Annotated in this window: 17 protein-coding genes; 10 read left to right on the forward strand and 7 right to left on the reverse strand. The window is 55.1% G+C overall.

Features of this window, described 5'->3' with window-relative positions; translation table 11 throughout:
* Positions 1-29: 29 nt before the first annotated feature.
* A complete protein-coding gene (locus Yoon_RS11225) occupies positions 30-1400 on the forward strand; it encodes a VOC family protein (RefSeq protein ID WP_238112318.1) in 1371 nt (456 codons plus the stop codon).
* Here Yoon_RS11225 and Yoon_RS11230 read toward each other — a convergent pair.
* The 6 genes from Yoon_RS11230 to Yoon_RS11255 all read right to left on the reverse strand — a co-directional run bounded on the left by Yoon_RS11230 (position 1397) and on the right by Yoon_RS11255 (position 8092).
* Positions 1397-2668, reverse strand: a complete 1272-nt coding sequence (locus Yoon_RS11230; protein ID WP_238112319.1) for an amidohydrolase family protein — start codon at positions 2666-2668, stop codon at positions 1397-1399. The genes Yoon_RS11225 and Yoon_RS11230 overlap by 4 nt on opposite strands.
* Positions 2668-3612, reverse strand: coding sequence for an ABC transporter permease (locus tag Yoon_RS11235; RefSeq protein ID WP_238112320.1), 945 nt, complete (start codon positions 3610-3612; stop codon positions 2668-2670). Before Yoon_RS11235 ends, Yoon_RS11230 begins: the two co-directional genes overlap by 1 nt.
* Positions 3612-4661 carry an ABC transporter permease gene (locus Yoon_RS11240; protein WP_238112321.1) on the reverse strand — a complete coding sequence of 350 codons (1050 nt, stop codon included), beginning with the start codon at positions 4659-4661 and terminating at the stop codon, positions 3612-3614. The genes Yoon_RS11235 and Yoon_RS11240 overlap by 1 nt, the downstream gene beginning before the upstream one ends.
* Entirely contained in the window at positions 4651-6192 is a 1542-nt protein-coding gene (locus Yoon_RS11245; protein ID WP_238112322.1) for an ABC transporter ATP-binding protein, read from the reverse strand. Before Yoon_RS11245 ends, Yoon_RS11240 begins: the two co-directional genes overlap by 11 nt.
* A complete protein-coding gene (locus Yoon_RS11250; protein WP_238112323.1) occupies positions 6193-7221 on the reverse strand; it encodes a BMP family protein in 1029 nt (342 codons plus the stop codon).
* Positions 7222-7387: 166 nt separating this feature from the next.
* Positions 7388-8092: a GntR family transcriptional regulator gene (locus Yoon_RS11255; protein ID WP_238112324.1), complete on the reverse strand. Its 705-nt coding sequence runs from the start codon at positions 8090-8092 to the stop codon at positions 7388-7390.
* 82 nt (positions 8093-8174) lie between these two features.
* On the opposite strand from Yoon_RS11255, the gene uxaC reads away from it, so the two are divergent.
* The 9 genes from uxaC to Yoon_RS11300 all read left to right on the forward strand — a co-directional run bounded on the left by uxaC (position 8175) and on the right by Yoon_RS11300 (position 16417).
* The gene (gene uxaC / locus Yoon_RS11260) at positions 8175-9581 is read left to right on the forward strand and encodes a glucuronate isomerase (RefSeq protein WP_238112325.1); all 1407 of its coding nucleotides are present in this window, start codon (positions 8175-8177) and stop codon (positions 9579-9581) included.
* 11 nt (positions 9582-9592) lie between these two features.
* On the forward strand, positions 9593-9904 hold the full coding sequence (locus tag Yoon_RS11265) for a cupin domain-containing protein (protein ID WP_238112326.1): 312 nt from the start codon (positions 9593-9595) through the stop codon (positions 9902-9904).
* Between the two features lie 15 nt (positions 9905-9919).
* Positions 9920-10744 (forward strand): 5-dehydro-4-deoxy-D-glucuronate isomerase, encoded by an 825-nt coding sequence (gene kduI / locus Yoon_RS11270; protein ID WP_238112327.1) that lies wholly within the window; start codon positions 9920-9922, stop codon positions 10742-10744.
* Positions 10741-11469, forward strand: coding sequence for a 2-dehydro-3-deoxy-D-gluconate 5-dehydrogenase KduD (gene kduD, locus Yoon_RS11275; protein ID WP_238112328.1), 729 nt, complete (start codon positions 10741-10743; stop codon positions 11467-11469). The genes kduI and kduD overlap by 4 nt, the downstream gene beginning before the upstream one ends.
* Entirely contained in the window at positions 11447-12898 is a 1452-nt protein-coding gene (locus tag Yoon_RS11280; RefSeq protein WP_238112645.1) for a mannitol dehydrogenase family protein, read from the forward strand. Before kduD ends, Yoon_RS11280 begins: the two co-directional genes overlap by 23 nt.
* Positions 12898-14073: a mannonate dehydratase gene (gene uxuA, locus Yoon_RS11285; RefSeq protein WP_238112329.1), complete on the forward strand. Its 1176-nt coding sequence runs from the start codon at positions 12898-12900 to the stop codon at positions 14071-14073. The genes Yoon_RS11280 and uxuA overlap by 1 nt, the downstream gene beginning before the upstream one ends.
* A 72-nt stretch (positions 14074-14145) precedes the next feature.
* Positions 14146-15102, forward strand: a complete 957-nt coding sequence (locus Yoon_RS11290) for a Gfo/Idh/MocA family protein (RefSeq protein ID WP_370642158.1) — start codon at positions 14146-14148, stop codon at positions 15100-15102.
* 132 nt (positions 15103-15234) lie between these two features.
* Entirely contained in the window at positions 15235-15669 is a 435-nt protein-coding gene (locus Yoon_RS11295) for a hypothetical protein (protein ID WP_238112330.1), read from the forward strand.
* A gap of 25 nt (positions 15670-15694) precedes the next feature.
* Positions 15695-16417 carry a hypothetical protein gene (locus Yoon_RS11300; protein ID WP_238112331.1) on the forward strand — a complete coding sequence of 241 codons (723 nt, stop codon included), beginning with the start codon at positions 15695-15697 and terminating at the stop codon, positions 16415-16417.
* Positions 16418-16425: 8 nt separating this feature from the next.
* Here Yoon_RS11300 and Yoon_RS11305 read toward each other — a convergent pair whose 3' ends face one another.
* The gene (locus Yoon_RS11305; protein WP_238112333.1) at positions 16426-19779 is read right to left on the reverse strand and encodes an AAA family ATPase; all 3354 of its coding nucleotides are present in this window, start codon (positions 19777-19779) and stop codon (positions 16426-16428) included.
* Positions 19780-20024 lie beyond the last annotated feature (245 nt).

A 20024-nucleotide genomic window follows, 5' to 3' on the forward strand; every position in this document is an offset into this window, starting at 1 on the left:
GCCGCGCATTTAGCCAAGGATGACCAGAGATGACCGCGACATTCGTGCAACCCGATACAATTCGCGCTGACTTTTCGGCGGCGATGTCCGCGATGTATCGTTCAGAGGTTCCGGCCTACGGCGACCTGCTTGAAATTGTGCAGGACACCAATTCCGCGACGCTGGATAGCCCTGCCGCTGACATTTTGAACCTGACACCAGACGAAGACACCACACGTATTTCCCAAGAACGCCATGGCGCGATCCGTTTGGGCACAGCGCAAGAATTGGCGATGATGGCGCGGGTTTTTGCGGTGATGGGCATGTTTCCGGTCGGGTATTACGATCTGTCTTCCGCAGCGGTTCCTGTCCATTCGACGGCCTTTCGCCCCAAGACGCGCGCGGCATTGGCCGCCAATCCGTTTCGCGTATTCACATCGCTATTGCGGCTTGAGTTGATCACGGATGAAACCCTGCGCGCGCAGGTCAAAGAGATTTTGGCAAAGCGACAGATTTTCACCAAAGATGCGATTGCCCTGACTGAAAAAGCCGAAGCCAATGGCGGCTTAACCCCGGCAGACGCCACCCAATTTGTTGCCGAGGTGCTGGAAACATTCCGCTGGCATGCGGATGCTTGTGTAGACATCGCAACCTTTGACCAGCTGAACGCGGCGCACCGTTTGATTGCCGATGTTGTGTCGTTCAAGGGACCCCATATTAACCATCTGACCCCGCGCACGCTGGACATTGACGCAGCGCAGTCAGGCATGGTTGCGCGCGGCCTGCCCGCAAAAGCCATCATCGAAGGTCCACCCCGCCGCAAGTGCCCGATTTTGCTGCGCCAGACTTCATTCAAGGCGCTCGAAGAGGTGGTGAATTTCCCTGCTACTGACGGCGGTGCAGCCGTTGGCAGCCATACCGCCCGCTTTGGTGAAATCGAACAGCGCGGCGTTGCGCTGACCCCCAAGGGGCGCGCGCTTTATGATGCAACGCTGGCGTCCGTCCGGGCGCAGATTTTACCTGCTGGCGACGGGTCGAACGCACAGGCCTATATGGATGCGCTTGCAACAGGTTTTGAGGTGTTTCCTGACGATTGGCGGGGGTTGTATGATCAGGGGCTGGCCTATTTCAAATTCATCGTCACAAAACCAGAAGCAAATAAAGACGATCATAGCCCTGCGGCACTTTTGGATGCAGATATTTTGACGCTTAGCCCGATCATCTACGAAGATTTCCTCCCGGTCAGTGCTGCAGGGATTTTCCAATCGAACCTTGGCGATGACGCCGACCAAGACAGCCACAGCGCGTCGAGCCAAGCCACGTTTGAGACCGCGCTTGGTACAGCCGTCGCGGATGAATTTGCGCTCTATCAACAGATCGCAGATGCATCGCTTGCGGATTGTCTGAACCGTTTAAATTAAGTCACACGTCTGCGCACCTGTGCCGGGCGGCCTGGTAAATTCAAGGTCGCATCGCCACGGGGGCTGCGCGCGATAACTTTGCCCTTAGCAACCACCGCAAGCCGGGCAGGGCGCAGACGTAACGCTTCGATCGGGTTTGCAGCATCTAAGACGACCAGCGACGCGACTGCGCCCTTGTGTAACCCGTAATCCTTTAGACCAATAATCGCGGCGTTGGTTTCCGTCACCATCATAAAACAGCGGGCCATTTCGTCAGGGTGGCTCATCTGTGCGACGTGAAGCCCCATAAACGCCACATCAAGCATATCCGCCGTGCCAAGACTGTACCAAGGGTCCAGCACGCAATCTTGCCCCCAGCCAACGCGAATGCCCATCGCCTGCATTTCCTTTACCCGTGTCAGGCCACGCCGTTTGGGAAATGTATCGTGTCGCCCTTGCAGCATGATGTTGATCAGCGGGTTAGGTATCGCGGCAATTTCGGCTTCGGCGATAAGCGGTAACAGCTTAGAAACATAGTAGTTATCCATCGAATGCATGGATGTCAGATGCGAACCGGCGACGCGGCCCTCTAGCCCTAGTCGGGTGGTTTCGAACGCGAGCGTTTCGATATGGCGCGAATTGGGATCATCTGTTTCATCGCAATGAATATCGACCATCAAACCGCGCTCGGCGGCGATTTCGCAAAGATCTTGCAGGCTATCCGCGCCGTCTTGCATGGTGCGTTCAAAATGGGGGATGCCGCCGACGACCTCAACACCCATATCCAACGCACGGATCAGATTTTCGCGGCCATTTGGGGCGCGGTATAACCCGTCTTGTGGAAAGGCGACCAGCTGTAGGTCAATGTAGTCCTTCACCGCGTCTTTCACGGCCAGCATGGCAGTGACGGTGTTCAGGTGGTCGGGGGTGGTATCGACATGACTGCGAATGGCCAGCAACCCCATCGAGGCGGCCCAATCGCAATAGCGCAAGGCACGGGCGATCATTTCGTCCACGGTTGCGATGTCGCGCAGTTCACCCCATAGATTGATGCCCTCTAGCAATGTCCCCGATGCGTTCACCCGTGGTGTCCCATAAGAGAGCGTCGCATCCATATGGAAATGCGGATCAACAAATGGCGGTGATACGAGATCACCGGTCGCATCAATCGTTTCAGCGGCGTCAGCGGTGATATTTGGCGCAATTTCGGCGATCCGGTCGCCGCTAATCGCGATGTCAGACACGGTACCGTCGGGCAGGGTGCCGCCCTTAATCAGTAGATCGAACATTAGCGCTCTCCTTTGTTGAACGGTACCATGAGCGCCGCAGGAACTTCGGCGCGGCGCGACATCACGATCAGCGCGATGATGGACAGAATATAGGGCATCATCAGGAAGACTTGATAGGGTACAACAGCGCCAATGCCCGTTTGTTGCAGACGAATTTGCAGCGCATCAAAGGCTGCAAACAAGATCGCGCCGAACAGGGCCTTGCCCGGGCGCCATGCACCAAAAACCACCAGCGCAATGCAAATCCAACCGCGCCCATTCACCATGTCGAAAAAGAAGCTGTCAAAGGCGGACATGGTAAGAAATGCGCCCCCTACGGCCATACACCCGCTGCCGACCATGACCGCACCCATACGGATGGCTGTGACCGACAGGCCTTGTGCGGCAACCGCAGCGGGGCTTTCGCCTGCCGCGCGCACGGCCAAGCCGAGCGGCGTGCGGTACAATGTAAAAGAGACGACCGCGACCAAAATGAATGCCAAATAGGTCAACGCGGTTTGTTGAAACAACGCAGGGCCAAAGAACGGAATTTCTGAAAGAAATGGGATGTGAAACGGTTGAAATGCGTCAATTTTCGGGGGCGTCGATACCTCTGGTAGCATCACACGATAGGTGTAAAACGTCGCTGACGTGGCAAGCAGCGTCAAACCAATGCCAACCACATGTTGCGACAATCCGAATGGCACAGATAGGATCGAATGGATGCCGCCGAGACCGACGCCGACCAAAAATGCGACACTAACACCGCCCCAAAGCGGTAATCCGGCCCAAACGGCGATCCAGCCAGCAAATGCGCCCGCCACCATAATCCCTTCAATGCCAAGGTTCAAAACACCCGCGCGTTCACAGATTAGTTCGCCCATAGTTGCGAAAATCAGCGGCGATGCGATACGAATAGCCGCTGCCCAAAACGCGGCTGAGGTCAGGATTTCGAACAGCTCCATCAGTCTCTCCGCACACGAAATTTAGTCAGTAAAATAGCAAGCACCATGCATAAGAGCGCAGTGGCGAGCATGATATCGGCAAGGTAGCTGGGCACGCCAATTGCGCGGCTCATACTGTCAGCGCCCACAAAAATCGCGGCGACGAACAGGGCGGCGACGACAACCCCCAGCGGATGCAAAAGCGCGAGCATCGCAACGACGATCCCGGTGTAACCAAACCCCGGCGATAGATCGAGCGTGAGCGAACCTTTCAATCCCGCGACTTCAGAAAACCCAGCGAGCGCGGCCAAGCCACCCGATAGCAACGCTGTTTTTAGGATAACTTTGGTGACGGGAATACCCGCAAATCGCGCGGCCTCGGCGTTTTGACCGACGGCCCGCATTTCAAAACCAAGCGTGGTTTTTGCATCAATAATCCAAACGATGGCCGCCGCAATCAACGCCAATGCAAATCCCCAATGCAGGCGCAGCCCATCAACGATACGCGGCAGCCGCGCTTCTGGGGTCAGCCGTGCGGATTTGGGCCACCCCATGCCCATCGGGTCTTTGAGCGGTCCTTCAAGAAGATAGGACACAAACAGCAAAAAGATGAAGTTGAACAAGAGCGTGGTCACGACCTCATCGACGCCCAATCGGGTCTTGAGCAGGGCGGGGACCAAGAGCAAGAACGCGCCAGCCATCATCGCAGCAAGCGCCATAATCGTTAACAATGCTGGTGCAGGCAGTTGCAACGCGCCTGTGCCCAGAACCGCAACGACAACAGCGCCCGCGTATAATTGCGCCTCTGCGCCGATGTTCCACAGCTTTGCACGAAAGGCGACGGCGATCGCAAGCCCGGTGAAGATAAGCGGTGTGGCGCGATTTAGCGTCTCTAATAAGGCGAATTTTGATCCGAATGCGCCGACCAAGATTTGTCCTAACACAGCCATTGGGTTGCCTCCGGCAATCATGGCGAGCAGCGATGCGATCAAAATCGTGGCGGCAATTGCGAGTGCAGGTAGGGTTAATCGCCGCGCGAGGCTTGGGTTTGCAATCGGTTCAAGCCGCATGGTCGCACCCTTCAAACCCGTCGCCCGCCATCCACACGCCAAGCTGTTCTGGCTGCATGGTCCCGCGTGCGAATTCAGGGCTGAGCCGCCCATCGCTGATCACATGGATCACGTCTGACAGGCGCATAATTTCGTCAAGGTCCTCAGAGATAAGCAAGACCGCAGCCCCAGCATCGCGTGCGGCCGCCAACCGTCCGTGGACATAGTTTACCGCGCCAATATCCAGCCCGCGCACGGGTTGATTGGCAAGAATAATGCGCGGTGCGTTTTCTAACACCCGCCCCAAGATCAGCTTTTGCATATTCCCGCCAGACAGCAGCCGAATGCGTGAATCGGGGCCGGAACACCGCACATCATATGTTTCAATCAAACTTTCCGCATGGGCTTTGGCCTTGCGCCAATTCATCCAGCCGCGTTTTGAAAATTGGGTCGCGTAGGTCTCTAAGATGGTATTTTCGGTCAGATCGAAATCTGCAATCGTCCCGGTCTTGTGGCGATCTTCAGGGATACGCGCGATCCCTTGGCCGATGGCGTTGCGCGGTGACCATGTGGCGACCGTGTTGCCGGCGATTTCAAACTGACCAGATTGCGGCGTCACCAAACCTGAAATCAAATCCGAAAGCGCGGCTTGCCCATTCCCTGAGACGCCTGCCAGTCCGGTGATTTGTCCGGCCCGCAGCGCAAGGTTCGCGTGGCGCAATCCCGGAGCGGTGCCGATGGATGGTGTCGAGAGATCAGAAAGCGTTAATAAAGCCGCGCCTGGCGTTGCAGGGGCAAGATCTGGGGCGCTGGTTTCTGCGCCAACCATCAATGCTGATAATTCAGCACGATCAGTGTCTAATGTTGCCCTTTCGGCGACCAATTTGCCGTGTCGCAAGACCAATACCCGGTTTGAGATGGCCATCACCTCATGCAGTTTGTGCGAAATGAACACGATAGAGAGTCCAAGATTGATTGCGGTCCGCAAGGTCGCAAACAGCGCGTCAGTTTCTTGCGGAGTCAGCACTGCGGTGGGTTCGTCCAAAATCAGAATACGGGCGTCACGGTAGAGCGCTTTGAGGATTTCAACGCGCTGACGTTCACCAACCGTCAATGCCCCGATCTTGGCGTCTGGGTCGACCTTCAGTTGGAACTCTTCGGATAGGGCGCGAATTTTTGCCTTAGCCGCTCCTGCACGCAATCGGGGGGCATGGAGCGGTTGTGCGCCCAACACGATATTTTCCCAAACTGTCAGATTCTCAGCGAGCGTGAAATGCTGGTGAACCATGCCCACGCCTGCATCCAGCGCCGCGCGCGGGTTGCCGGGTGGTAACAGGTTGCCAAAGACCGTGACGGTGCCTTCGTCGGCGGTATATTGGCCAAATAGGATATTCATCAACGTGGTTTTACCCGCGCCGTTTTCGCCCAAAAGTGCGATAACCTCGCCCTTGGCGAGATCAAAAGTCACCGCCTCATTGGCGGTGACTGACCCAAATCGTTTGGTGATATTTTGCAGGCGCAGAACGGGTTGCGCCGATTCTACGCCTGACATTTATGACGACTTTGGCTCTTCGTCGTTGATCACGACGGTATATGATCCGTCTTTGATCCCCGCTTCGCGCGCGGCCACCAGATCAAGTGCTTCTTGCGGAATTTTACCTTCGAAAGTGCCGAATGGGGCCAAGTAGCAACCACCCATATTCATGAACGAATAGGTGCCATAGTCGGCAGCGGTGAATGTGCCTGCCTGCACAGCCGCAATTGCGGCATCCATTGTGGGTCCAAAGTCCCAAATCGCCGAGGCAACGACCGTTTCAGGATAGTCAGCTTGCGTGTCGATGACATTCCCAATCGCAAGCACGCCTTTTTCCTGTGCCGCGTCCGACACGCCAAAGCGTTCCGCGTAAAGCATATCAGCGCCGTTTTCGATCATTGCAAAGGCGGTCTCTTTCGCCTTGGGTGGATCAAACCATGATCCGATGAAGGACACTTGGAAAGTGACGTCAGGGTTCATTTCAGCGGCGCCAGCCATGAATGCGTGCATCAGACGGTTTACTTCGGGGATCGGGAAGCCGCCAACCATGCCGATATTGCCGGTTTCAGACATGGCACCTGCGACGATGCCAGACAGGTAAGCAGCGTCTTGGATGTAGTTATCAAAGACCGACAGGTTTGGCAGGGCTGGGTCTTCTTTGAACGATGACCCCATCAAGAATGCGACGTTAGGGTATTCGGCAGCAACTTCGCGCGCTTCGGCTTCGGCGCCAAAGATTTCGCCGACGATCATGTCATAACCCGCTTCGGCGTATTCACGCATGACGCGCGGATAGTCGGTGTTGGCGGTGTTTTCAGAATAGGTGTATTCGATGTCGCCGCGATCTTGGGCGGCAAGGGCAGCGACATGGATGCGGCTGACCCATTGTTGTTCGACTGGAACGGTGTAGATGCCAGCGACCTTAATCGGGTCTTGGGCAAACAAGGCGGTTGGCGCAGAGAGTGCGGAAACCGACAGAGCGCCCAGCGCCGTTGTGGTTAGAAACCGGCGGCGCGTTGGCTGCGGCACTTTGACGTGGCTCGTCATGATAAATGTCCCTTTTGATGCGAAAATTTCTAGACCAATTGGTCAAAATGAAGGTCCATTGGTCAAACGCAAACATGGCACACGCATTTAGGATATGAGTCAATGATTAATCGTTGAGCATAAATATGGGATCTGCCACTAATTGTTGCAGTTCGCTCGATTGACCTCACAACCTACGCTGGTGCGCATTGGCTTCAATCAATTCTGGATGGGTGTCACGAACCTGTGCGAGCACCTTCAAAATCCGCGCGAGATGCTTGCGCAATTCCTTTTCGGCGCGGTCGGCATCACGGTTTCTGATGCAATCCATAATCTCGACGTGGTCGTCCAGCGCGGATTGCGCCCCAATCGTCAGCGAAAGATATCGCAGCCGATCAAGGTGGACCTTTTGGTCGTGGATAATCACCCAAGCTTTGGGGTGCCCGGCGATGTCGCAAATAAGCTCGTGAAAACTGTCATCAAGTCGGTGAAACTCGATTTTGTCATTGGTTTGAAGGGCTTCATCTTGCGCCGCAACAAGCGCGTTGAGTTTTGCAATATCATCATCGGTCACGCGATCAATGGCCGTGCGCAAGCATTCGACCTCTAATGCACAACGAATGAACCGCGCGTCAAAGAGCGCTTGGGGTGAAATATAGGTGACCGTCGTGGCACGCTGTGGTCGGATCAGCATAAAACCTAGTTCTGAAAGACGGTAGAATGCGTCACGGACCGGCTGGCGCGACACCCCAAGGCTGCGTGCGATTTCAGCCTCGGATACTTTGGCGCCCGGCGCCAATTCCAGCGTGACGATCTTCGAATAAAGCGCATGAAAAACCTGATCAGTCGCAGTGGCCGCGGGCGTGAGAGTTAGTGAATTGTGCGCGCTCATCTCATATTCCAGTTTGACCTATCTGCCAGACTAGCATATTAGAAGATCAGAGGTATCTCAAGACCTTTCGGGAGGACTCCATATGCCATTGACCGACCCAGACCGCCTGTTTCCGGTGGAGCCTTCGGTGCGCAAACACGCACGCGACCTATACGAAGGCATCGCGGCTTTGCCGATTATCAGCCCACACGGCCATTGTGATCCCAGCTGGTTTGCTAAAAACGACCCCTTTCCGGATCCAGCGCAATTGCTTGTTGTACCGGACCACTATGTTTTTCGGATGCTCGTATCCCAAGGTGTTCCCATGGGTGATTTGGGCGTGCCACGCGCAGATAGCGCTGTAATAGAGACTGATCCGCGTCAAATCTGGCGCCGTTTCGCGCAGAACTATCACTTGCTGCGCGGCACCCCGTCGGCAATGTGGTTGGACCATTCGTTTGAACATGTCTTTGGCATTGATGAACGGCTGAACGCAGATACAGCGGATAGCTATTACGATCACATCGATGCGCAACTGGCGCAAGACAGCTTTCGGCCCCGTGCCTTGTTTGATCGTTTCGGGATTGAAGTTTTGGCGACCACCGAAAGCGCGCTTGATGACTTGAACTGGCACAAAATGACAGCAGACAGCGATTGGAACGGGCGGGTAGTGACAACCTATCGCCCTGACAATGTGGTTGATCCGGACTTCGAAGGTTTTGCGGAAAACGTCGCGCAGCTTGGTGGGCTCACGGGTGAAGACACGTCTACATGGGATGGGTATTTGCGCGCCCACCGCGCGCGGCGCGCCTTTTTCAAAGCACATGGCGCGACTGCGAGCGACCACGGCCATGCGACAGCCCGGACCGAAGACTTACCGCAAGCGCAGGCCGCAGCGTTATTTGCAAAGACCCTTGCCGGGACATGTACCACTGACGAGGCAGACGCATTCCGTGGTCAGATGCTGACTGAAATGGCCCGGATGAGCCTTGATGACGGGTTGGTTTTGCAGATCCATCCAGGATCGTTCCGTAACCACTCCGCTGACGTCTTCGCAAATTTTGGCCGCGACAAGGGCTTCGATATCCCAACCCAAACAAATTACGTGCAGGCGCTTAAACCGCTTTTGGACGCGGTTGGGATGGAACCGAGCCTGACCATCATAATTTTCACGCTTGATGAAACCAGCTATAGCCGCGAGCTCGCGCCGCTTGCGGGGGCTTATCCGGCGTTGCGCCTTGGTCCGCCCTGGTGGTTCCATGACAGTTATGAAGGCATCAAACGGTTCCGCGAAGCCACCACCGAAACCGCCGGGTTCTATAACACCGTCGGCTTCAACGACGATACCCGCGCGTTCTGCTCCATTCCCGCCCGCCATGATGTCGCTCGCCGGTCTGATTGCGCCTATTTGGCCAATTTGGTTGTCACCGGGCGGATCAATTTGGCCGATGCGCATGAGGTCGCACACGACCTTGCCTACGGCCTTGCCAAACACGCTTACAAGCTTTGAAGGAGATCAAAATGATCAAGAGTTTCCCAATTATCCAAGCCGACACGGGTGTTACCCGTCAGGTGCTTTCTGACAGTCCCGAATTGATGATTGTTGCTTTTACGTTTGATGAAGGTGGCGAAGGCAAGCTTCATAACCACCCGCATGTACAATCCACATATGTGGAAAGCGGCGAGTTCATGTTCTCCGTTGATGGGGTCGAGACCAAGGTTGGCCCCGGCGATAGCTTTGTGATCCCAACACAGGCGGTTCACGGTTGTCGCTGCCTCTCTGCGGGCCGTCTGATCGATGCGTTCACCCCACGCCGCGACGATTTTCTCTAATTTAGGACGGTCCCCATGCTCAAAACTGAAACACGTTATGCAATTGACCCGGTCGCGGCCAAAAGCTTTGGTACCGAAGCGCTCCGCAATCATTTTCGCGTCGGCGATCTGTTCGCCGATGATGAAATTCGCATGATCTATACCCATTATGACCGCTTAATCGTCGGCTCTGCCGTGCCAACCAATGGCCCTCTCACGCTGACCGCGATGGCTGAAACAGGCACTAAAGCGTTTCTTGAACGGCGTGAAATAGGTGTTTTGAACGTCGGTGCTGCGGGTGATGTCACGGTAGATGGGGAAACCTATACCCTTGAAAAAGGCGAAATTCTTTACATCGGCATGGGCAGCGGTGCGGTGACGTTTTCTGGCGCCGGGCGTTTCTATATCTTGTCTGCACCCGCCCATCGCAGCTTCCCGACCACACATATCAAAGAATCAGACGCCCGCCGGATCGAATTGGGATCGCCCGAGCAGGCAAATGAACGCGTGATTATTCAACTGCTGCACCCTGACGTTTGCAAAAGCTGCCAGCTGCTGATGGGTTACACAAAGTTCAAACAAGGCTCTGTCTGGAACACAATGCCAACCCACGTGCATGACCGCCGGATGGAAGCCTATCTTTATTTCGACGTCGACGCTGATCAGCGCATTTTTCACATCATGGGCGAACCGGACGAAACCCGCCACATGGTGATCGCCAATGAAGAAGCCATCATTTCGCCACCGTGGTCTGTCCACTGCGGTGTTGGCACCGGGTCGTATTCTTTCTGCTGGGCGATGGCGGGCGACAACGTTGATTTCACCGACATGGATATGGTCGCGATGGGGGATTTGCGGTGAACCCGTTTGATCTGACAGGCAAACGCGCACTTGTGACAGGTGCCAATACCGGCATTGGACAAGCGATTGCCATCGCCTTGGGCAACGCTGGCGCCAAAGTGATCTGCGCGGGCAGGTCCGGCATGGATGAAACTTTAGCGCAGGTCCCAAACGGAACGGCGTTGCAGCTTGATTTCGCAGATCCGATGGCCGCCCGGGATGTATTCACTGATCAACATATCGATATCTTAGTGAATAACGCTGGCATCATCCGCCGCGATGATAGTGTCGACTTTTCCGAAACCGATTGGGATGACGTCATGGACGTAAACCTTAAGGCCGTGTTTTTCACCTGTCAGGCCTTTGCCAAAGCGGCACTTTCGCGCGGAACCGGCGGTAAGATCGTCAACATTGCATCATTGCTGTCATTCCAAGGGGGCATTCGTGTGCCGTCCTATACCGCGTCCAAACATGGCGTTGCGGGTCTAACAAAATTGATGGCGAACGAATGGGCCGCAAAAGGGATCAACGTGAACGCATTGGCACCCGGCTATATCGCGACCAATAATACTGCCGCGCTGCGCGCCGACAACGACCGCAACAAAGCGATTCTTGATCGGATTCCAGCAGGGCAATGGGGCGATCCATCTGACATGGGGGGTGCTGCCGTGTTCCTAGCTTCTTCCGCCGCGAATTATGTGCACGGTGCCGTTCTTAACGTCGATGGAGGCTGGCTTGCCCGCTAATCCGACCCTGATAAGATCAAACGCCCCCCGGCCCAAGGTTGGCATAGTCCATCTTGGGCCGGGTGCGTTTTTTCGTGCCTTTGGCGCGCCCTTCACATCAGAGGCGGTTGCGCAATCGGGTGGTGATTGGGGCATCCTGACGGTCAGCCTGCGCAGCCCCGACATCCGCGACAGGTTAAAGCCGCAGGATTGCGCCTATACTTCGGTGACGCTCGCGCCGGATGGGGCAGAATATGCAGTGGTCGAAGTGATCAACGACATTCTGGTTGCCCCTGAAAACCCACCTGCTGTTTTGGACGCGATGGCGGACCCGGCGGTGAAAATCGTCTCGCTAACAATCACCGAAAAGGGCTATTGCTCTAACCCTGCTACTGGCGGTCTGCTGCTGGATCACCCCGATATTGCGCATGATTTGGCGCACCCAAGCACCCCGAAATCCGCAATTGGTTATATCTTCCATGCGCTGAACCTGCGCCGTTTGGCGGGCGTCGCGCCATTCACGGTGTTGTCTTGCGATAATCTTCCCAATAACGGCCCGCTGACCCGCGCAGTTGTGCTTGATTTCGCGCGCGCATTTGACACTGATCTTGCCCGTTGGATCGCCATAAATTGTCGTTTCCCGGCCACCATGGTTGACCGGATTACCCCCGCAACGACCCAAGCGGACATTGATGCATTGGCTGCGGCCCAAGGGTATGTGGACAACGCTTGCGTGATGCATGAACCGTTTCGCCAATGGGTGATCACAGACGATTTTGTCGATGGTGAACGCCCTGATTGGGGGGCCGTCGGTGCGCAATTGGTCAGCGATGTTGAAACGTTTGAATTGATGAAGCTGCGCTGCCTGAATGGCACACATTCCGCGCTGGCTTATCTGGGGTATCTCGCGGGGCATGAAACGATTTCAGAAACCGTGGCCGACCCTGACTTTGCGCGTTTTATCAAGACCCTCTGGGAGGATGAAATCATCCCAACCTTACCCCAACCCGAGGGCGAAGACCTAAACGCATATGCGCAAAGCCTTCTGACGCGCTATCAAAACCCAGCCATTCGTCACAAGACGTGGCAGATTGCAATGGATGGCTCGCAAAAGCTTCCGCAACGGTTGCTTGGCACAATCGCGGATAATTTGGATGCTGGGCGTGATATTGCAGGGCTTTCTTTGGCGGTTGCCGGGTGGATGCGTTATGTCGGGGGCGTCGACGAAAAGGGCGCGCCGATTGACGTCAAAGACCCGCTGGTCGCGCAATTGCGTGCGGCTTATGAAGGTCATGACACCCCTGAATCTAAAGTCGCGGCACTTTTGGCAATCCGTGATGTTTTCCCAGCCGATCTGGCCAAGAATGCGACCTTCCGCGCGGCAGTGACGGGGGCATTCACGCAGCTTAGCGCAAATGGCGCGCGCGCAACCGTCCAAGGAATGGTCTGATGCAAGAGACGTGGCGCTGGTACGGGGCACTTGATAAAATCACACTGGCTGATGTGGCGCAAACGGCCGCGACAGGCATTGTGAATGCCTTGCATGAAATCCCTTATGGTGAGGTCTGGAAAGCAGAGCAAATCAGTGCGCGCGCGGGCGAAATTCGCGCTGCCGGATTTGATTGGTCTGTTGTGGAAAGCCTGCCCATTCACGAACGGATCAAACGTGGCGAAGGCGACCTGACGCAGCTTTTCGCGAATTACCGACAATCCATGGCCAATCTGGCCGCCGCTGGTGTGCAGGTGGTTTGCTACAACTTCATGCCGCTTTTGGACTGGACGCGCACCGATCTAGCGGCACCAGTCGCGCGCGGCGGGACATGTCTGCGGTTTGAAGCCTACCGCATGGCCGCGTTTGAAATTCATATGTTGGGCCGCACCGCTGCCGAAGACGATTATCCAGAAGACGTACGCAAACGTGCCGCCATATGGTTCCAGAGGTCCAGCCACGCCGACCGGGATTCACTGTTACACGCAATCATGTCGGGGCTTCCCGGTGCCTATGACCGCTATGATGTCGATGGGCTGAAACAGGCACTAACGCTGTATGATGGGTTTGATCGTGCGGCATTGCGGGCGAACTACAAACGGTTCCTTGACGAAGTAATTCCCGCCGCCGAAGAACTGGGCATGCGGTTTTGCGTACACCCTGATGATCCGCCACGCGATATTTTGGGTCTGCCGCGTATTGTATCTAATGCGGATGATATTGATTGGATCATGTCCTCGGTGGACAGCAATGCCAATGGTCTGACGCTTTGTTCGGGATCGTTAGGCGCGAACCCGGCCAACGATGTGCCTGCAATTGCGGCGGCCCACGCCGACCGCATCCACTTTGCGCACTTGCGTAACGTGCGCAAAGACCCTGACGGCGCATTTGAAGAGGCCGCGCATTTGGAAGGCGACACCGATATGGTCGCGTTGATCAAGGTGCTGCTATCCGAAGAAAATCGGCGTCGTAACGCAGGCCTTTCCGACCATAATATCCCATTTCGCCCAGATCATGGACATGAGCTATTGACGGATATCGGGCAAGGCGCCTTTCCCGGCTATCCGATGATTGGACGGTTACGTGGGCTTGCAGAGCTGCGCGGCGTCATCTCGGCGCTGTCGCATGGTGTTTAGCTGCGAGCAGCGCTAAAAGGACCTGACTGTGGGCAAAAAACGCCCGCGCCCTTAATGAATATGAGGTCTCAGGTGACAGCTACCAGCTCATCCGGCGCAGAGTTGCGCGGTGCAAAAATTGCGATTGTTGGCGTAGGTAAAATCGCCGTTGATCAACATATTCCAGCCATCGCTGGTCTTGAGGCCTTTGAACTTGCCGCGACGGCCAGCCGCGCAGGCGGCGTTGAAGGCATTGAAAACTATGCCGATATCACGGGGCTTTTGGCGGCCCATCCCGATATTCCCGCCCTGTCACTGTGTATTCCACCGGTTCCGCGTTACGACATCGCAGTAAAATCGCTGATGGCGGGCAAGCATACGATGCTTGAAAAACCGCCGGGTGCGACCGTGAGCGAAGTGCGCAAGCTTGAAAAGCTTGCGCAGGCCAAAGGCGTCACATTGTTTGCTACATGGCATTCGCGCTATGCAGACGGGGTTGCTGCCGCACGCGCATGGTTGTCCGACCGCAAGATCACATCGGTGCAGATTGATTGGAAAGAAGACGTGCGCCGCTGGCATCCAGGCCAAGAATGGGTCTGGCAGCCCGGCGGTTTGGGTGTGTTTGATCCGGGCATTAATGCGCTTTCGATCATGACTGAAATATTGCCGAACCCGGTACATCTAACTGCGGCTGAGCTATTTTTTCCCAAAAATCGCGCCACGCCAATTGCCGCAAACCTGAATTTCGTTGGCCCCGCTGGAATGGCGGTCAAGGCTGATTTTGATTGGCGCCAAGAAGGTGAACAATCGTGGAATATCACGGTTGAAACCACCGAAGGTCTGCTACGGCTCACCGATGGTGGGGCTAAACTATCAATCAATGGTGTGGATCAAACCTTGCCGGATGTCGGTGAATACCCCGGCCTATATCACAGATTTGCGGAACTGATCGAAACCGGAAAGTCTGATGTCGATATCAGCCCGCTGTTGCATGTCGCAGACGCGTTCATGGTGGGTGATCGCAAAACGGTTGATGCTTTTCACGACTAATCAAAGCCATATGGCTTCGATCTGACCGGTACGAAACCCGAATAAATCTATTGCCTACATGTGCATGCGGTTCTTACAATCGTTTTATAGACTCAATTAATTATACGCATCTCATTGGATTTGGAAATCAGCATGAATAGATCACGCCTTGCCGCTTTCGCGGCCTTCTTATGCATGGCCGCTACAGTAGCCGCAGCACAATCACCATGTCATTTGACCAAACCAGATCGTCTTGCGGGTTTTTCTTCATTGGACGCAATGATGTTTGTGGACCTTCCCGACCCAATTGCAACCCGCGCAACATCCACAGTCGAAAGCAGTTTTGTGGACCAAGTTACCCGCGAGGAAATTTCCGCATTTTCGAAAACTTGGTGCGAAATCGGCCTACAAACGATGGTCGTCGACTTTGAAGTACCGGTCGAAGACGACGCCGTAAAAAGCATCCTGACACGTGCCGTTTATATTTGGGATACACAGATGGACCCGGTCGGTTGGCGTCTAGATGCTTTAGGCGAACGGCAGCTTTGTGCGCGGGGCGACGATCCTTTTGCCGAAATTTGTCCTTAAGAAAACACAGCACTGGAACCATTTTATGATTACGCAACATTTCTTCCGCGCGTCACGTAACGCGTATTCAATTCTATTTTTGGCAACACCAACGTTCGCCCAAGACGTTTTAGCCCAACCCTTGATGTCAGAGCCTTATGTGGCCGAAAACGCCCAAACCGCGATGGATGAAATCAAGGGGCGCTGGGACGCGGCACAGCAAGAACAACAAGACAGATTTGCCGCATTTTCGGGTGACTATACTGATTTTGTGCGGTCTGATCCCATCCTACAGAATGTAACTTGGCCCTATGAAGAATGTACGGATCTGATCAGCTTGATCCCGCCCCCATTAGAGGGTTGGGGGGTACGCAGTGACGCCCCGTTTACCAAAAACCCCATCGAGGATGAGCGCGCCGAATTTGGCCTCGTGACTTATAATGCGGATATCCCGACGAATGCTCCTGCGTTTTTTGGCAGCGAAGACAGCGTGTCAATTTCGCTCAGCGCATCTGCGGACAATCTGGTAATGTGGAACATGATGTACGGCGAACCCGCAATGCGCGAGACGATGTATGTGCCCGGCCCTTACAACTATCCGGTTAGCAACATGGATGGGAGCGTCCTGCTTGGCGACGTTTTGGTGCGGATCTCTGCGACGGATGAAACCGACGCGCAACTGTATCTTGAGACGATGATTGGCTGCGCAATTTCGGGTGGGATGATCGCAGAAGGGATCGATGTCGCAACACTACGCGACCTGCCATAGCAGCGCGATTAGACCAAGTGCACTGTAGGTTGGGTCGCGGCGAGCATTTGCTGCAATTGTGTTGCGGCCTGTATTTCCAGCGGGCAGTCGCCCGGTAGAACCAAGTCAAATACGGGCGCGATCACCTGGCTAGAATCACCATTGCGCCCAGCGCTGTGGTAGAGTTTAGCCAAATCGATTGCAGCCCGTATTTCCCAAAGCGTGCCGCCGCCTAACTGTGCCAACGTGATCGCCGTTTTAAGGTGATCTTCTGCGCGCTCCATATCGTGTTCGGCAATCGCAAAGCTGGCACGCAAGCGATGTATATCGGGCAACCAGCTTTTCTCTCCGGTTTCGTTCATCAAGCTTTCAGCGTCATCGGCAAGTCCCTTTGCATCTTCCACAAGGCCAAGCGCCAGTGCGCGCCGTGCGGCGACCACACGATTGCCCGGGACCAGTAGGCGGATACCGACATCAAGCATTTTTGCTTCGGCTTTGCGGAAAGCATCAAGCCCCATCACGTCCCCATCTACCATCCTTAACAATGCATATGTCGCTTCGGCCCACAGGTGCGAGGACGCGACGTTGTGTTCATTGATAAGCGGTCGCAAGATGCTCAAATGGCGCCTTTCAGCGGTGACATCATTGGCCACATGGGCGCAAATTACAAAAAGACCAAGCATGGCACAGGTTGTGTTCGTATGCCCTATAATCCGTGCCCGATCTTCTGCGTTCGCACGATAGACGTTGGCACGTTGGGTTTGGCCCCGAAACGTCGCCCCGAGTGATTGATAGATTTGCAGCCCAACAATCGGGTCATGACCAAAGCGGGCCGCAAGGTTTTCGCTCGCGACTTGTTCGCTCAGTGCTTCGGCTTCATCGAGATAAGGTTGCGCGTCTATAAAACGTCCCATCTTAAGGCGACCGATCGCAGCTAACCTTTTCGCGACAAGAAGCTGCGCGGTATCCCCGGATACTTCGGCCAATCCCTTAAGCTCATCCGCCCGGGCAACACTCGTTTCAAGCCGGCCTCGGAAATAGCTGCTCATCAAGAGGCCGTAGATAATATCCCCACGCAGGGGCGTTTCGCCAACTTTGTCGGCCATGTCCAATGCTTCTTCGAGTGTCGCGACGGCCTCGTCTGACCAAAGGCCTTTGCCAGGAGAAAGCGCTACAAACAACTGCACTTTGAGCGCAATCGCGGTTGTCAACGCTGCCTTATCGTTTTTCGCGGCCTTAGGCGCATTCAACGCGATCGCGCGGCGCACATGCGTCTCGCCTTCTTTATAGGCTGGGCGCGAAATGGCGGCTTTCCCCGCAGCCTGCCAGAGCGTGATGGCGCGATCAGTGAGCCGCGCAGCTTCAGCGTGGGTCGCTAAAAGCTCGGGGGCTGTGTCGGGTTCTGCCTCGAGTGCCGTAAGAATGCGTTTATGAAACACTGTTCGGCGTTCTTTGACTAGACTTTCATAGGCTGCGTCGCGCACCAACGCGTGTTTGAATATATATTGCGCCTGCGGAGCAATCCCACGTCGGTGGATCAACTCTGCGGCGACCAACTGGTCGAACGCATCGTCTAATTCAACCTCAGGAACTTCGCAGATTTGGGTCATCAGTTGATGGCTGAACGCGCGCCCGACACAAGCGGCGATTTGCGCAATTTCTTTAATTGGGGTCAGGCGATCAAGCCGCGCCATCAAACTGTCTTGAAGCGTCGCAGGTATCGCAAAATCACCAAGTGAATCGTTGACCTGATAGCCACTTTCATCTTCCGTGAGCGCCCCGGATTCAAGAATTGCCTTTGTAAGTTCTTCAATAAACAAGGGCACGCCATCAGTGCGGCGCACGATAATATTCATGATCTTTTCTGGCAGGGGTTTCTCGCCGGTCAGCTTTGCCACAATCGCGTAGGTCATTCCCTTGGTCAGGCGGTTAAGCTGTAGCCGCGTTATATTGGGAACGGGTCCAAAATCATGGTCGAACGGGGGGCGGGCGGTAGCCAAGATCATAATGCGTTGGCCCGGCAGCGCAGCAAGAATAAAGTCCAACAACTCTAGCGATGTTGGATCAATCCAATGCATGTCTTCGAAAATCAATAGCACCGGCTTTCTTCGGGCCATGCGCAGCAGTATTTCGACCAAAGCCTGCATCATGTGGGCGCGTTGCTGCGCCGGTGTTCCGTCGGTTTCGCCATAACGCGCGCTTCCGTCGAGCCCAAGAAGAAGTGCGATCACCCCATGGGTCGTCGGGGAACCGTTAAAGAGCGCTTCAATCTTATCAAGGCGATCTTCGGTGGTGTCCTCTGCTGTGAACCCCGCTGCGTCGCTAAGCTGTTGGACAAATGGGTAAAATGCACTTTCGGTGTGATACGGCGAGCATTGATAAATCAGCCGTGTGTGATCATCTGCAAGGCTCGCGTCCATTACCGCTTGGACAGTGCGCGATTTGCCGATACCGGCCTCACCGCTCAACAGGACCATTTGCCCCTGCCCAGTCTGCGCATGTGCCCAGCCCTTCAAGACGGTTTCAATCTCGTTTTCGCGCCCAACAATTGGGATCAGCGATCCGGTTCTGCGCGCTTCAAACCTACTTTTCGCGCTGGTTTCGCCTTCCACTACAAACGCCTCGATTGGGCGACCGATTCCCTTCAGGTCATGTGCGCCAAGCGACGTAATTTTGAAAGTTGCGCCCAAAAGCGGCAGCATTTCACCGGGTATCACCAGCTGATTGGGTTCGGCCACTGATTGCAATCGCGCCGCCAAATTGGGGGTTTCTCCAATCGCTGCAGCCTCTTGCCGCGCGCCGCCCCCGGTGAGGTCGCCGACAACAACGACCCCGGACGCGATACCCACCCGCGACGCAAGCGCCGCACCATCAGGGGTGGTGATTTGTTTAGTTGCCTCGATGATCGCCAGGCCCGCGCGCACAGCCCTGTCTGTGTCGTCTTCGTTCGCATGGGGCCAGCCAAAATAGCACAGCATGCCATCCCCCAAAAGAGTGGCAACAAACCCCGCATATGCGTCAACGACGCTCGCAACGGCTTGCTGATATTGGGTGATGACCTCGCGCATATCTTCGGCGTCCAACCGCATGACCATTTCAGTCGACCCGACAAGATCAACGAACATAACGGTCAGGTGCCGTCGCTCGGCAGAAGTGGCGAGCGGTATTTTAGCGTCTTCGCGCAATTGATTTGGTTGACTTACGACGGCGGCCCGAGTGATCGCACCCCAGATTTTTCGGCGGGGGCCTAAGGGCAGGCCAAGTTCTTTGAGGTCTCCTTCAAGCAGTTCAGGCAAAGTGTCGACATCGATCTCTGCCTCTTCAAAGACCTTCGCATATCTCTGCAGCCCAATGTCAGCCAACCAATTTTCAATGCCTGACATCGCAGTCAATTCTCCAAAGCACTATTGGTCTTACCCACATAGGCCATTTTCTAAGTACCTCTTGGTTTCCTAACACATGGAAGATACGCAAACTAGTTTTCTGATAGCGCTCACGGTCAAGAATTGACGGCGCCTTCAAAACGCGAACGATCATGATGCATTGTTGCGAAATCGCGCTCGCTGAGAGTTTGACCAAAACGTTAATTTGTGCAAGGCTTTGCGCAACAAAGTAATTATTTGGGAAC

It is taken from the genome of Yoonia sp. I 8.24, from assembly GCF_022096995.1.
In the GTDB taxonomy this organism is placed as follows: domain Bacteria; phylum Pseudomonadota; class Alphaproteobacteria; order Rhodobacterales; family Rhodobacteraceae; genus Yoonia.